Origin of the sequence: Polaromonas sp. OV174 (assembly GCF_900112285.1) — a bacterium.
Taxonomy (GTDB): Bacteria; Pseudomonadota; Gammaproteobacteria; order Burkholderiales; family Burkholderiaceae_C; genus Polaromonas.
This window is the reverse complement of the sequence record NZ_FOKZ01000019.1, coordinates 12462-27166: the sequence shown is the minus strand read 5'-3', so window position 1 is coordinate 27166 and position 14705 is coordinate 12462. Positions and strand designations below refer to the sequence as shown.

13 protein-coding genes are annotated in these 14705 nt (G+C 63.5%); 8 read left to right on the top strand and 5 right to left on the bottom strand.

Going from position 1 to position 14705, the window contains the following annotated elements; translation table 11 throughout:
* Window positions 1–10: 10 nt before the first annotated feature.
* From BM160_RS16100 to BM160_RS16090, 3 genes are all read left to right on the top strand, one after another.
* Window positions 11–592, top strand: a complete 582-nt coding sequence (locus BM160_RS16100) for a DNA-3-methyladenine glycosylase (protein ID WP_092007189.1) — start codon at window positions 11–13, stop codon at window positions 590–592.
* A gap of 264 nt (window positions 593–856) precedes the next feature.
* Complete coding sequence (locus tag BM160_RS16095; RefSeq protein ID WP_092007188.1) at window positions 857–2107, top strand: methyltransferase; 1251 nt, start codon at window positions 857–859, stop codon at window positions 2105–2107.
* A 161-nt stretch (window positions 2108–2268) separates the two neighbouring features.
* Complete coding sequence (locus tag BM160_RS16090; protein ID WP_092007187.1) at window positions 2269–3297, top strand: tRNA dihydrouridine synthase; 1029 nt, start codon at window positions 2269–2271, stop codon at window positions 3295–3297.
* Here BM160_RS16090 and BM160_RS16085 read toward each other — a convergent pair.
* Window positions 3264–4112 (bottom strand): IclR family transcriptional regulator, encoded by an 849-nt coding sequence (locus BM160_RS16085; protein WP_092007186.1) that lies wholly within the window; start codon window positions 4110–4112, stop codon window positions 3264–3266. The two genes, BM160_RS16090 and BM160_RS16085, sit on opposite strands and share 34 nt — an antisense overlap.
* Before the next feature lie 146 nt (window positions 4113–4258).
* Here BM160_RS16085 and BM160_RS16080 point away from each other — a divergent pair, with 146 nt between their 5' ends.
* The 3 genes from BM160_RS16080 (at window position 4259) to BM160_RS16070 (ending at window position 8361) form a co-directional block, all read left to right on the top strand.
* A complete protein-coding gene (locus tag BM160_RS16080; protein ID WP_092007185.1) occupies window positions 4259–5227 on the top strand; it encodes a Bug family tripartite tricarboxylate transporter substrate binding protein in 969 nt (322 codons plus the stop codon).
* Between the two features lie 93 nt (window positions 5228–5320).
* Window positions 5321–7669: a cytochrome P450/oxidoreductase gene (locus tag BM160_RS16075; RefSeq protein ID WP_092007184.1), complete on the top strand. Its 2349-nt coding sequence runs from the start codon at window positions 5321–5323 to the stop codon at window positions 7667–7669.
* Between the two features lie 182 nt (window positions 7670–7851).
* Window positions 7852–8361, top strand: coding sequence for a DUF1993 domain-containing protein (locus BM160_RS16070; protein WP_092007183.1), 510 nt, complete (start codon window positions 7852–7854; stop codon window positions 8359–8361).
* A 46-nt stretch (window positions 8362–8407) separates the two neighbouring features.
* Here the strand turns inward: BM160_RS16070 and BM160_RS16065 are convergent, their stop codons facing one another.
* Both BM160_RS16065 and hmpA read right to left on the bottom strand, forming a co-directional pair.
* Complete coding sequence (locus BM160_RS16065; RefSeq protein ID WP_177219041.1) at window positions 8408–8995, bottom strand: hypothetical protein; 588 nt, start codon at window positions 8993–8995, stop codon at window positions 8408–8410.
* A 310-nt stretch (window positions 8996–9305) separates the two neighbouring features.
* Window positions 9306–10487, bottom strand: coding sequence for an NO-inducible flavohemoprotein (hmpA, locus tag BM160_RS16060; protein ID WP_092007182.1), 1182 nt, complete (start codon window positions 10485–10487; stop codon window positions 9306–9308).
* A 199-nt stretch (window positions 10488–10686) separates the two neighbouring features.
* Here hmpA and norR point away from each other — a divergent pair, with 199 nt between their 5' ends.
* Window positions 10687–12258 (top strand): nitric oxide reductase transcriptional regulator NorR, encoded by a 1572-nt coding sequence (gene norR, locus BM160_RS16055; RefSeq protein WP_092007181.1) that lies wholly within the window; start codon window positions 10687–10689, stop codon window positions 12256–12258.
* Between the two features lie 128 nt (window positions 12259–12386).
* Here the strand turns inward: norR and BM160_RS23055 are convergent, their stop codons facing one another.
* Window positions 12387–13115 (bottom strand): hypothetical protein, encoded by a 729-nt coding sequence (locus tag BM160_RS23055; RefSeq protein WP_092007180.1) that lies wholly within the window; start codon window positions 13113–13115, stop codon window positions 12387–12389.
* Between the two features lie 188 nt (window positions 13116–13303).
* The gene (locus BM160_RS16045; RefSeq protein ID WP_092007254.1) at window positions 13304–13771 is read right to left on the bottom strand and encodes a DUF4864 domain-containing protein; all 468 of its coding nucleotides are present in this window, start codon (window positions 13769–13771) and stop codon (window positions 13304–13306) included.
* A gap of 176 nt (window positions 13772–13947) precedes the next feature.
* On the opposite strand from BM160_RS16045, the gene BM160_RS16040 reads away from it, so the two are divergent.
* A complete protein-coding gene (locus BM160_RS16040) occupies window positions 13948–14610 on the top strand; it encodes an alpha/beta hydrolase (RefSeq protein WP_092007179.1) in 663 nt (220 codons plus the stop codon).
* Window positions 14611–14705: the final 95 nt, after the last annotated feature.

The following is a 14705-nucleotide window of genomic DNA, read 5'->3' as shown; positions in this document are numbered from 1 at the left end:
GGGAGTCCATGTGTCTCCAGTCCGCGACCGGCTTGCCGGCATAGACTTTTTGGCGCCGTCCCATGAGGTGGCGCGCGCGCTGATAGGCGTGCAACTGCTGGTCGATGGTGTGGGCGGCCTCATCGTCGAGACCGAGGCCTACGACGAACAAGACCCGGCCTCGCACTGCTTTGGCGGCCCAAGCCTGCGCAATGCGGCCATGTTTGGCCCGCCCGCCTGCGCCTATGTGTATCGCTCTTACGGCATTCACTGGTGTCTCAATCTGGTCTGCGCCAGTGCCGGGCATGGTGCGGGCGTGCTGATACGCGCGCTACAGCCCACCCATGGGCTGGATCGCATGCGCGCCAGGCGCGGTGTTGACGAGCTACGGCTGCTGTGCGCCGGCCCGGGCCGGGTCGGCCAGGCGCTGGGCATAGACCGGCAATACGGTGGCATGCGGCTGGATCAACCGCCGTTTGAGCTGCTCGCGCCGGCGCCGGCTGCGGCGCGCCCGCTGCTGGTGGGGCCGCGCATCGGCATCTCCAAGGCGCTTGAGCAGCCCTGGCGCTTTGGCCTGGCCGGCTCGCGCTTTCTCAGCCGGCCGTTTCCCTAGGGCTGAGGCGTCAGCCGCTGGCGGCTGGGTCAAGTAACAAATGGGATACATCCAAATTGCTATTAAAATAGTAGCTGTCTACGCATGACCTGTATGCGCAAAAGCCCTGTTTTATTCATAAATTTGGATGATTCACGCCTGGGCTCAGTCATCTCAGCACAGGCGGGAATGTCCGGCTTTGTCTGAGTGCTCTCCGGCCCCAACAGGGGCAAACACCGTCCATCTGTTAAAACACTTGCTCTTTTCTTTCTGACTGCCTTCCCAATGCCTACCTTCTTTTCCGTGACTTCCGTCGCGCTTGCTGACACTGCCGCGCCGGCCTCAACCCTGATTCAGTGGAAGGAAGCGGGTGTGGAGCATTCAGCGCTGTGGCGTTCCGAGCGCGGCGCGCAGCCGCCCCGGCGCATCGTGGAGGCCGATGACACCATGGCCGCCGACACCGCCTACAAGCTGGCCTGCGAAGGCACCGGCCTGCTCTGGCGCGGCGACTTCCAGAACGCCAGGCAGATGGTGCAGGCGCTGGCCAGGCGCATTGACAAGCCGCCCAAGGCCTCCAAGCTGGCCAGGGTCAAACTGAAGAAAGCCGCCGATGCCGCGGTGGCTGGCGTTCCGGCCGGGCAGGATTTCCACCTGCATCGCCAGGCCCAGTCGCAGCGGGCGCGGGTGCTGGGCATGGTGCTGATCGAGTTTGGCGCCGACTACGGCATTGACCTGCGCCGCGCCCCTGATGCCAAGCAGGCCTGTATCGAGGCCTGGGGGCCGGCCGGCGAGTCGGCCCAGCCCAGCGTGGCTTCCCTGCGCGAGTTGATGGGCGTGATCAGCGCCCACGAGTGGCGCAAGAAGGGCGTTGAAATTCCGGCCTTGGGCAAGGCGCCCAACAACCGCATTCATCCGCATTACGGCGTGTTTTCACCGGTGCGCGGCGAGTATGTGGACCTGGTGGCCAACGCCCCCTTGCCTGCCAACCCGGGCTCCAAATACGTCGCCTTTGACATAGGCACCGGTACCGGCGTGCTGTCGGCCGTGCTGGCGCTGCGCGAGGTGGATCAGGTCGTCGCGACCGACATGGACCCGCGCGCGCTCGAATGCGCGCGCGAAAACATTTACCGCTTGCGCCTGCCCAATCCGGTCAAGGTGATGCAGGCCGACCTGTTTCCCGAAGGGCTGGCTTCCGTTATCGTCTGCAACCCGCCGTGGCTGCCGGCCCGGCCCAGCTCGCCGCTTGAAGGCGCGGTCTACGACGAAGGCAGCCGCATGCTGCTGGGTTTCTTCAAGGGGCTGGCGTCACACCTGGCGCCCGGCGGCGAAGGCTGGCTAATCCTGTCCGACTTTGCCGAGCACCTGGGCTTGCGCACGCGCGCCGAATTGCTGGCGGCCATCAAGGCCAATGGCCTGAAAGTGCTGGGCCGCATAGACGCCAAGCCGGAACACCCCAAGGTGGCCGATGAGAGCAACCCGCTGCACAAGGCGCGCGCCGCCGAAGTGACCTCGCTCTGGCGCCTGGGCGCCATTTAGGATTTCACAAGAGATGAGGGCAGTGCTAGAAATTCGATTGTCGGGATGCAGGGCAAGGCGCACGGAGCGCAGGACACCGGAATGCACTTCGGTGCATGAGGATTCCGAGCACCGCGCAACGCCGCCATGTGCCCGAGAATCGGGTTTATAGGTCTGCGCCCATGACGATTCTGCTTGCGCCCATGGAGGGGCTGCTGGACTTCGTGCTGCGCGACATTTTGACGCGGGTGGGCGGCATTGACCGCTGTGTGTCCGAGTTCATACGCATCACCGACCAGTTGCTGCCCGAGCGCGTCTTCACCCGCATCGTGCCCGAGCTGCACAACGGCGGCTGCACCCTGGCCGGGGTGCCGGTGCGGGCCCAGTTGCTGGGCTCCGATCCGGTCTGCCTGGCGGAAAACGCCGCCCGGCTGGCGACGCTGGGGCCGGCTGGCATAGACCTGAACTTCGGTTGCCCGGCCAAGGTGGTGAACCGCCATGGCGGCGGCGCCTTGTTGCTGGAAACGCCGGACATCATCCACGCCATCGTGGCGGCGGTGCGCCGTGCCGTGCCGGCCGAGATGCCAGTATCGGCCAAGATGCGGCTGGGTTTCAACGACGATTCGCGCGCTGTCGAGTGTGCGCTGGCGATTGCCCAGGGCGGTGCCGACGAGCTGGTGGTGCATGCGCGCACCAAGGAGCAGGCCTACAGGCCGCCGGCCTACTGGGAGCGCATTGCGGACATTCGCGCCGCGGTGAGCATCCCGGTGGTGGCCAATGGCGAAATCTGGACGCTGGACGATGCCCGGCGCTGCATGGCGGCCTCGGGTTGCGACATGCTGATGTTGGGGCGCGGCGTCGTCACCGATCCCGGCCTGGGCCTGGCCATCAAGGCGGCTACGAAGAACGGATGGGCCGCGGAGCCGGCAGGCATCGGCTGGCCGGAATTGGTGCCGCTGCTGGCCGAGTTCTGGCACATCGTGTGTACCCGGCTGGATGCCCGCTCGCGCGCCGGCCGACTCAAGCAGTGGCTGAACTTTTTACGGCGCCGTTTTCCGCAAGCAGAAGTGGCTTACCAGCAGCTCAGGACGATTAACGAGCCGGCGCTGATTGATGCGTGGCTGGCGGGGGTGATGCAGGCCCAGCCGATGAGCCACCGCCATAATGGCGGCGCGCCTCACTTGCCCTCGGGGGCGGCCTCGGCGGGATGACCCAGTAGCGCGCTTGCCGCCTGGGCCTCGCGCCGCACGGCAATCGCGATCTCGCCGTCGGCAGACGGATCAAAGCCGCCCGTGGCGCCCAGGGCCGTGATCACCGCGCAGACCCGCCCGGCATAGTCGTACAAGGGGGCCGCCACGGCGCTGATGCCGCGCAAATTGGTGTCTTTGACCACCGCGCAGCGTGCGGCATGGACTTCTTGCCTGAGCTGGCCAATCGGGTCATGGGCGCTGAGTTGGGCGCGCAATTCCGGCGCTGCCAGGGCCAGCTCTTCTTCCGCCAGCGCACGCACGCGCGACTCGTCCAGCAAGCCCAGGAAGGCGCGGCCGGTGGCCGACCACAGCATGGACAGCACCGAGCCCACGCGCACGTTGACCGTGACGGGTAAGCCTGGCTCCTCGAAGCGAATGATGGTGGGGCCCTTGTTGCCCATGACCGCAAGGAAAGAGGTGACTTCAAGGGTTTCGCGCAGACGGATCAGCGAAGGCTCGGCGACGCGGATCGGATCGGCTTGACGCATGGCGGCCAGGCCTATTTGTATGGCTTCACCGCCCAGTTGGTAGTGCTGCGAGCCGCTGTCCTGGTAAACCAGGCCTTCTTCCATCAGGCTGGCCAGGTAGCGGTGCACCTTGGCCGGACTTTCTTCAATGTAGGCGGCCAGCGCCGTCAGGCTGGCCCTGCCGCCCAGGCGGGACAGGCCCTTGAGTACCGCCATGCCGGTGACGGCGGACTGCACACGCTGGCGGCGTTCGCGCCCCTCTGCTGGCGGTTTGGCTTTGTTGTGCGCGGGTACGGGCGGGTTTTTCATGGGTGTCGATGTTAAGCCGGCCGCCTCTGGCGGCTTGGGTCTGAAAAAAGCTCAGGGTTATTACGAGTCTGAAATTACGCATTGCGTACTATGATTACGCAAAATATACTACCAATCCCGTAAACCGCAACCCCCAAGGAGACACGATGAAAAAATACCTGGCCTCTTGCCTGATGGCCTTGCCCTTGCTGATGACTACCAGCGCCATGGCGCAGTCTTATCCAAGCAAGCCGATTCGCTGGCTGGTGCCTTATGCCGCAGGCGGTGGTTCCGACTTTCTGGCGCGCACCGTGGGCCAGGCACTGTCGACCCAGACCGGGCAGCCCGTTCTGGTCGACAACAAGCCGGGCGGCAACACCGCGCTGGCGGCCGCGGAAACGGCGCGCTCTGCTGCGGATGGCTATACCGTGCTGTCGGCCGACAATGGCACCATGGTGTTCAATCCGGCTTTGTACAAATCCCTCTCTTACAGTCCAGCCAAGGATTTGGCACCGGTCACCTTGATGGGCCGCTTCCCCATGATTCTGGTGGTGGGTTCGGGGTCTAGCATTACCAGCGCAAAAGACTTTATGGCCCAGGCCAAAGCCAAGCCCGGTGGCTTCAGCTACGCCTCGGCCGGCGCTGGCAGCCCTCATCACCTGGCCATGGAAATGCTCAAGGCGGAGACCGGGCTGTTCATGGTTCACGTGCCTTACCGTGGCGCTGCTCCCGCCCTGGCTGATGTGGCCGGTGGCCAGTTGCCCGCCATGATGGTGGATCTCGCGGCCGGTGCCGGTTTCATCAAAGGCGGCAAGGTCAGGCCGCTGGCAGTGGCGAATGCCACGCGCCTGGCGCAACTGCCGGACGTCCCCACCTTTGCCGAACTGGGCTACAAAAACGTCGAAGCCGCCGCGCTGGTTGGCATGGTGGTGTCATCGTCCACGCCGCCCGACGTGATTGCCGCGCTCAACAAAAAGGTGGTGGCAGCCATCAACGAACCCGCCGTGCACAAGCGGCTGGTGGATTTCGGGGTTGAGCCTGTCGGCAATACGCCGGCCCAGTTTGCCGCCTTGCTTAGCAGCGAAACAACGCGCTGGCACAAGCTGATTCGTGACCTGAAGATCACGCTCGATTAAACCCAGCTGTTTTGCGTCATGCCCTGTGTCAATGAGTGCCTTTGCCGTGCTCAGGACCGGGGCACTTTCCTCATTGCGAATTGAAGATTTCATATGGCCACGCTTTCTCCTCCTTCCACTACGTCAGGCTGCCCCGTTGCGCACGGGCGCCTATCCGCGCAACAAACGCCGACCGGCTGCCCCGTCAGTCAGCGCGCCGCTGAATTTGATCCTTTCGAGGACGGCTATCAGCAGGATCCGCCGGAGTATGTGCGCTGGGCGCGCGAGCAGGAGCCGATTTTTTATAGCCCCAAGCTGGGCTATTGGGTGGTGACGCGGTACGAGAACATCAAGGCCATCTTCCGCGACAACATCACCTTCAGCCCCTCCAATGCGCTGGAGAAAATCACGCCGACCGGCGACGAAGCCAATGCGGTGCTGGCCTCCTATGGCTACGCCATGAACCGCACCCTGGTCAATGAAGACGAGCCCGCGCACATGCCGCGCCGCCGGGCGCTGATGGAGCCCTTCACGCCCGAGGCGCTCAAGCACCACGAGCCCATGGTGCGCCAGCTGGCCCGGGAATACGTAGACCGCTTCATCAACGACGGCAAGGCCGATCTGGTCGACCAGATGCTGTGGGAAATTCCTCTGACCGTGGCGCTGCACTTTCTCGGCGTGCCCGAGGAGGACATGGACACGCTGCGCAAATATTCGATTGCCCACACCGTCAATACCTGGGGCCGTCCCAAGCCGCAAGAGCAGGTTGCCGTGGCGCATGCCGTGGGCAACTTCTGGCAGTTTGCCGGCAAGGTGCTGGACAAGATGCGGCAAAACCCGTCGGCCTCGGGCTGGATGCAGTACGGCATTCGCAAACAGGCGGAGCACCCTGAGGTGGTCACCGACTCCTACTTGCACTCCATGATGATGGCGGGCATAGTCGCGGCCCACGAGACCACCGCCAATGCAACGGCCAATGCCATGAAGCTGCTGCTGCAGCACCCAGCGGTCTGGAAGGAAATTTGCGAAGACGCGAGCCTCATTCCCAATGCTGTCGAGGAATGTTTGCGGCACAACGGCTCCGTTGCCGCCTGGCGACGCTTGGTCACCCAGGAGGTGACTATCGATGGGGTGAGGCTGCCCGCCGGCTCCAAGCTGCTGATCGTGACCTCCTCGGCCAATCATGACGAAGCGCACTTCGCCGATGCCGATTTGTTTGATATCCGGCGTGACAACGCCAGTGATCACCTCACCTTTGGCTATGGCTCGCATCAGTGCATGGGCAAGAATCTGGCCCGCATGGAGATGCAGATTTTCCTGGAGGAATTCACCCGGCGCTTGCCCCACATGAAGCTCATGCCGCAAGCCTTCAGTTACTTGCCCAACACCTCATTTCGCGGCCCCGAGCATCTGTGGGTGAGCTGGGATCCGCAGGGCAATCCGGAGCGCAGTCAGCCTGAGGCGCTGCAGCCCCGGGTGCCGGTGCGCATGGGTGAGCCATCCCGGCGCGACATCACCCGCCCGGTGGTGGTGCAAAGCGTCACCACGGTCGCCCAGGGTGTTGTTAAGCTGCGCCTGGCATCTCACGATGGCAGGGCGTTGCCGCGCTGGACGCCGGGCTCGCACATCGACATCGAGTGTGGCAGCTCCGACTTGTCCCGCCAGTATTCGCTGTGTGGCAACCCGGCCGAAACCAATGTGCTGGAAATCGCGGTGCTGCGGGAAGCCGATGGCCGCGGTGGTTCTGCCTGGATCCATAGCCGGGTCAGCGCCGGAGACACGCTCAGGATTCGCGGTCCGCGCAATCACTTCCGTCTCGATGAAAGCCTGGCGAAGGTGATCCTGATTGCCGGCGGGATTGGCATCACGCCGGTCAGCGCCATGGCGCTCAGGGCCAGGGAACTGGGCATGGACTACGAGCTGCATTACAGCGGCCGCCAGCGCGCCGGCATGGCTTTCCTGGACGAGTTGGCCGAGTTGCACGGAGATCGCCTGCATGTTTATGCCGGAGATGAAGGGCGGCGTAACGACTTCCAGGCGCTGCTTGCACAGCCCACGCCAGATACCCAGATCTACGCCTGCGGCCCAGCGCGGATGTTGCAGGCGCTCGAGGATTGCTGCCTTGCCTGGCCCCAAGACTCGCTGCGCATAGAGCATTTCGAGTCCACTCTGGGAACGCTGGACCCCTCCCGCGAGCATGCTTTTGAAGTGGAACTGAAGGACTCTGGCATCGTCGTGCAGGTTCCGGCCAACCAGACGCTGCTGGCGGCCTTGCGCCAGGCGAATATCGAGGTGCCCAGTGATTGCGAAGAAGGGCTTTGCGGCTCCTGCGAGGTGCGTGTTCTGGATGGCAAGGTTGACCACCGCGACGTCGTGCTGACGCGCTCGGAGCGGGAGGCCAACGCCAAGATGATGGCTTGCTGCTCGCGTGCCTGCGCTACCAGGCTGGTGCTGGAGCTCTAAGCCCGCTGGAATATCGACCCACAGTTTTCAGGCCATTGCAGCGCTTCAGGTGCGTGTCGTTGAATCCGGTGAAAATCCCGAAGTCTTCGCAGCGGCGATCAGGACCGATCAGCGGTCTTGTTCGCCGTCGCCATTGGCCGTCACGCTGTCCGCAGCCTTTATTGACTTAAGGAAAATTTCCCATGACCAGCGCTATCTACACCACCTCGATTCCCGTTTTCAAGCAAATGCTGGGTGGCCTCAGCCAGGTTCTGGCCAAGGCCGAGGCCCATGTTGCCGCCAAAAAAATCGACCCCAACGCGCTGCTGCAGGCCCGCCTGTTCCCCGACATGTTTGCGCTGCTGCGCCAGGTTCAGGTGGCAAGCGATTTCGCCAAAAGCGTCTCGGCGCGCCTGGCCGGTGTCGAGGTGCCCAAGCTGGAAGACAACGAGCTGACGTTTGCCGAGCTGCAGGCGCGTATCGCCACCGTGCTGGCATTTATTGAAGGCCTGGATGTCGCCAAGTTTGACGACGCCGCCACGCGCGAGATCGTCACGCAAGCCGGCACGCCCAAGGAAAAACGTTTCAGCGGCCAGTCTTATCTGCTGAACTACGGCCTGCCACATTTCTTTTTCCACACCACCACGGCCTATGCCATCTTGCGCCACAACGGCGTGGAAGTGGGCAAAAAAGACTACATCGGCAGCTATTGAGCGTGTGATCCGGCCGCGGGCAAAATCAATGCCCGCGGGCCCTTTGCTAGTGGGTTAGGGCCTGGGGTTGTGTCTGGGCATAGTCGCCCATGAAGTCGTTTGTAAGCGCTTCGCCGCGCATCAGCATGTCGGCATCGCGAATGGCGAATATGCGCTCCAGATCCTGCTGCACCTGGTGCGAATGCTCCACGGGTTGGGGCGGCGGTTCTGTCCAGACCGAGCGATCGGGCAGCTCCTGATAGGGGCAGGCGTTGCCGAGTTCGAGTTGCCACGAGACGCCGAACAGCCAATGAACGGACTGGGGCTCAAAACGCGAGATGTCCATCATCAGGGTGTTCTGGAAGGCGTGGGCATAGTTCAGCAAACGGGGATCCCAGTGCTTGATGATCAGGCGCACATACATGCCTTCGCCGCGGCTGCGGCTGGAGACCACCAGCAGCTGGCAGTCGATCCAGGCAGAGGGAATGCCGTGGCGGCGCATGACGTCGCGCAGTAAAACCTGCACCAGCTGACGGCGCAAGGAGTTGGGCGAGCCCTCTTCTATGGTGGACAGGCCGCCATCGGCGGCAGGCTGGGCTGCGGCGAGCGTTGGTTTTTTGTGGTTCTTAAAACCAAACCATTGGCTGATCTTCATGGCGTTCTCCCTAGTCCCGATTTGAATGCCAGCTTGCAGGACGTCTGGCTCGCCCATTAGTACGTTTTGTTATTGTTACTAAGTGTTATCGATGGTCTCTTGGCCGCTCACTCGCGTCAAGCCGCTGCGCTTTCTCGAAGACCGGAAACAGGTAATTTGTCACTAAAACGGCGTTTACCGCCGTGTCGTGAGCGCAGGGCTGACGACCGGCAGCAAAGGCTGTTTTAGCTGGATTTATAGCCAAATAGGCCATTAGCCCAATACAGACGAGCGCAAGAAGCTATTGAAAACATAGCAACTCGCAGGCCGCTCATTCCAGCGCGCTGGCCGGGCCGAAAAACTCGTAGCGTGTCTGGGCTTCGGGCACGCCCAGCTCACGCAGTTGCTTCTTCACATGGCGCATGAAGGGCTTGGGACCGAGGAAATAGGCGTCCACGTCGCGTGAGGCGGGCAGGCACTCGGCCAGCTGCGCGCTGCTGAGCAGGCCGGTGGCGTGCGGCGCATCCAGCTCGTCGGCATGCTCGTCGTAGACGTAAAAGCGCTGCAGCTGGGCGTGCTTGGCCTGGCGGGCATTGACGGCGTCGCGAAAGGCGTGCACCGACTTGTTGCGGGCAAAGTGAATGAAGTGCACCGGCCGCCGGCTTTGCAGGGCGGCGTCCAGCATGGCCAGCGTGGGCGTGATGCCGACGCCGCCGCTGATCAGTACCACCGGCTTGTCGCCGCCTTCCAGCACGAAGTCGCCGGCGGGCGGGAACAGCTCCAGCGTGTCGCCCACGTGCAGCTGCTCATGCAGATAACCAGAGGCCAGGCCGCCCGGCTCGCGCTTGACGCTGATGCGGTAGTCCCGGCCATTGGGCGCCGCCGAGAGCGAATAGTTGCGGCGTATCTCCTGGCCGTTCACCACCAGGCGCAGGCCTATGTACTGGCCGGGTTGGAAGCTGGCCAGCGCGCCACCGTCTTGTGGTTCCAGGTAAAACGAGGTGATCTCCGCGCTTTCGACCTCTTTGCGCACCAGCCGGAAGGCGCGCGCACCGCGCCAGCCGCCGCTGGCGGCGGCCGTGGCGGCATAGATTTTTTCCTCGGCGCCTATCAGGATGTCGGCCAGCTGGCCGTAAGCGGCGCCCCAGGCGGCCAGCACTGCGTCGGTGGCAATGTCGGCGCCCAGCACTTCGCGAATGGCGCGCAGCAGGCAGGCGCCCACCACGGGGTAGTGCTCCGGCAGGATTTGCAGCGACACATGCTTGTTGATGATTTGCGATACCAGACCGCCCAGTTGTTCCAGCCGGTCGATGTGACGGGCATACATCAGCACGCCGCTGGCCAGCGCGCGTGGCTGGTCGCCGTTGGCCTGATGGGCCTGATTGAAGAAGGGCCGGACCTCGGGGTGCTCGGCCAGCAGAATCTTGTAGAAGTGGGTGGTCAGCGCCTCGCCGCCACTCTCCAGCAAGGGCACGGTGGATTTGACGATGGCACGTTGCTCTGGGGTCAGCATGAGTTCTCCGTTAAGGGCAGACCCGCTTCGCACCATGCGAAGCCGGACAGTCTGCCGGGCTTTTGGCCGCTATTCCTTACTCACTATTCGTGCCACCCAGGCGCTTGATATGAATCAATGACTTAGCCGCCATGAAAATACAAAAGAGTCAAAATGATGCTTTAATTTGGCAGTCAAAAAGATACATAAAAGAGTCAAAATGATTGCCAAACCGATGTTGCAGGCGCTGGTGCCGCTGGTCGATGACCTGTCGCGCGAGCTGCCCGACGGCGAGCGCTACCGCCGTCTGCTCGAATCCCTGCGTGCCTTGCTGCCCTGCGACGCGGTGGCCTTGCTGCGGCTGGACGGCGCCTGGCTGGTGCCCCTGGCCGTCAACGGTCTGAGCGGCGATACCCTGGGCCGGCGTTTCAGGATTGACGAGCACCCGCGCCTGCGCTTGCTGCTGGAGGCCGGCGGCCCGGCGCGTATTCCCGCCGACAGCCAGCTGCCCGACCCCTACGACGGCCTGGTGCTGGGCCTGCAGGGCCAGTTGGAGGTGCACGACTGCATGGGCTGCCCGGTGCTGGTCGGGGAAAAGCCCTGGGGCTTGCTGACCATGGATTCGCTGGACAAGGAGCAGTTTTCGGCGGTGCAGTTGGGTGACTTGCAAGCCTTTGCCAGCTTGGCCGGCGCCACCGTCAGCGTGGTGCAGCGCATGGCCGGCCTGGCCCTGCGCGCCGAGGACGAGCGCCAGCGCGCCGACAGCTACCGCGCACTGGCCGCCGAGAAAAGCGCGCCGCCCACTTTGATTGGCCAGAGCGCGGCGCACCAGCGCCTGCTGGAGGAAATCGCCAGCGTCGGCAACAGCGAGCTGACGGTCTTGCTGCTGGGCGAAACCGGCGTCGGCAAGGAACTGGTGGCGCAGGCCCTGCATGCTGCCTCACCGCGCGCCGCGCGCCCGCTGATCAGCCTGAATTGCGCGGCCTTGCCCGAAACGCTGGTGGAAAGCGAACTTTTCGGCCATGTGCGCGGCGCGTTTTCCGGCGCCGTGGCGGAGCGGCGCGGCAAATTCGAGCTGGCCGATGGCGGCACGTTGTTTCTCGATGAGGTCGGCGAGCTCTCGCTGGCGGTGCAGGCCAAGCTGCTGCGCGTGCTGCAGGGCGGGCAGCTGCAGCGCCTGGGCTCGGATCGCGAGCACCGGGTCGATGTACGAGTGATCGCCGCCACCAACCGCGACCTGGCGCAAGAGGTGCGCGCCGGCCGCTACCGTGCCGATTTTTACCACCGGCTCAGCGTCTATCCGCTGGTGGTGCCGCCGCTGCGCGAGCGCGGCCACGACGTGCTGCTGCTGGCCGGTTATTTTCTGGAGCAAAACCGTTCCCGCCTGGGCCTGGGCAGCCTGCGCCTGGATGGCAGCGCGCAGGCGGCACTGCTGGCGCACGACTGGCCCGGCAATGTGCGCGAGCTGGAGCATTTGGTGGGCCGCAGCGCGCTAAAAGCGCTGGCCGGCCTGGCCACCCGGCCGCGCATTGTCAGCCTGACGGCGGCGCATCTTGATTTGTCTGCGCCAAGCGCCAGGGCAGAAGCGCTTGACGCCAGCGACAACACGCAGCCGACAGCGGTTTCAGTGGACCTGCGGACCTCGATGGAGGCGCACCAGCGCCAACGCATTGAAGCCAGCCTAGCGCGCCATCAGGGCAACTGGGCCTCGGCGGCGCGCGAGCTGGGGCTGCATCGCGCCAACCTGGTCAGGCTGGCGAAAAGACTAGGGCTACGCGGCACAGGTGGCTAGATCAGCCCTGCCCAGGCGCTGACCAGGGCGAAAAAAAGCCACCAGAACAGTCAAGTCTGGCGGCTCGTTTATGGGCATGAGGAGGTGAGTGCTTAGATCGCAAACACGCTCATAAGGCCAGGAGTGAATTATTTGTGACCGCCGCCGCCACCGCCGCCGCCACCGCCACCGCCGCCGCCACCGCCACCGCCACCGCCACCGCCACCGCCACCATTGCCGCCGCCGTGACCACCGGCGTTGCCGCCACTGTTGCCCCCGGCGTTGCCGCCTTTTCCATGGCTGCCCGCATCCTTGCCGGTAGCGAGTCCTTTGCCGGCGTGATCCGCATTTGCAACGTTGTCAGCTTTTGCTGCGTGATCGGCTTTTTTACCGCTTTTGTCGGTGTGGGAGGCGCTCACAACGGAACCGAGCGTGACTCCCATGCTCTTGGCAATGTTGCCCCAGCCCATGCCCTGGCTTCTTTGCCCCAAGATGCCGCTCAAGGCGGTGGAAAGCTGCGCTGGCGTGGGTTGGGTAATGCCATCCTTGGCAAGGGCGGTTTTGGCCAGCGAGAGAGCTGTATTGATGTTGCCATAGCCCATCTTGCTGGTTGCGGGCGAAAAGCTCGCTGCCGGTGCGCTCGCGTTAGGACCGGTCAGGCTGGGCCCCAGCGTGATGCTGGAACCCGTACGCATGCCGTCGACCAGCGACTTGGCATTGGCTGGCGAGCCAGCAAATGAGGCGTAACTGGCAGCCAGCTTGTCACCCTGCGGGCTGCTGGTTGTGGTGGCCGTAACTGTTTGCGCCCCAACCAAGCCGTTGCCCAGCAGGACAAGACTGGCGACACCCAAAGCGACGATAGTTTTTTTGATCAACATGGCATGACCCTTGAATGGATAAAACTGCGGAGTGCAGTTCTTGCGGCCTTGATCTTAGGTGGGGCCACCGTTCGGATGCGTAGTCCGGCAGCCTTGTTTCAAACAAACACCTTTGATGGAAAAAGTAACACCTTGCCGCCATCCGGACCCGAGCGACACGCACTCGCACGGGCTGATGCCAAGCAGGCCTAGGCCATGCGGCCCTTGTTTTCCACCACCACGCAACCGGTGATGCGCCAGACCTTGCCCTTGCTTCGTTGCAGGCTGTAAATCGCCAGCCAGGCGTCCCCGCTGGCGTCCAGCATTTGCACCCGCTGTATCACCACATTTTGTTTAGCCTCAGGCTTCAGAAAGGCCACCAGGGTAGGGCGGTAAATCATGGGGTATTCGCTGCGCACCACGGCGAGAAATACCGCGGCCGAACCCATGGTCTCGCGCACATTGGGGGCGACGTAGGAAAACGCCTTGTGCGCGTCGTCCTTGGCGAAGGCCGCGAGCTGGGCCTGAATCACGGCGCGCACGCTTTTTTCATCGGCCGGGCTGAGGGTCGCCGCGTTGCCTGGCGCCGGCAGCATCAGAAAGCAGGCCGCGGCAGCCAGCAGGCCGGCCAGGCGGACAAGGTAGAAATGCAAGAGGTGCGACGAATAAGTGCGCATGATGACGCCTCCTCCGATCAGCTCCGACAACTGCAAAGATGCAGCCACTCCATCATGCCGCAATTGACTCTGAATGTGTATCTGTGTGGTCGGGTTTGGGAGGCATGCACGACTAAAATTTGGACCTGCTCCGGCAGCGCCTCATCCCATCCATCCACTCTTTGAATCGCTTACGCATGTCCCTAGAAGTTCTTGAAGCCCAGACCGGCGAAAACCCCGTTGCCACCATCATCATCATGCACGGCCTGGGGGCCGACGGGCGTGACTTCTTGCCGATTGCCGAGCAGCTCGATCTGTCTGGCGTCGGGCCGGTGCGCTATCTGTTTCCCAATGCGCCAGTCATGCCGGTGACCATCAACGGCGGCTACGAAATGCCGGCCTGGTATGACATCCTGGGCGCCGACCTGGTCAGCCGCCAGGACGAGTCCGGGCTGCGCCAGTCGCAGGCCTCTATCGAGGCGCTGATCGCGCATGAAAAGTCACGCGGCATTGCGGCGCACCGCATCGTGGTGGCTGGCTTTTCGCAGGGCTGCGCCATGGCCCTCATGATCGGCCTGCGCCACCCCGAGCGCCTGGCCGGTGTGGCCGGCCTGTCGGGTTATTTGCCGCTGGCCGACAAGACCGCCGTCGAGCGCAGCGCCGCCAATCAGGACCTGCCGATTTTCCTGGCCCATGGCACGCACGATGGCGTGGTGAGCCTGCCGCGCGCCAGCGCCACGCGCGACGCGCTGAGCGCGCTGGGCTATCCGGTGGAGTGGCATGAGTACCCGATGGAGCATTCGGTCTGCCCCCAGGAAGTGGCCGATCTGGAGCGCTGGCTGCAGCGTGTTCTGGCCTGATTTTCTTGATAAAATATGGCTTTAGCCCTTGTGTATAAAGCGCTAGCAGCTATTGAAAGCATAGTAATTCAATCGCCTGAGCTCATCGCTGTGCG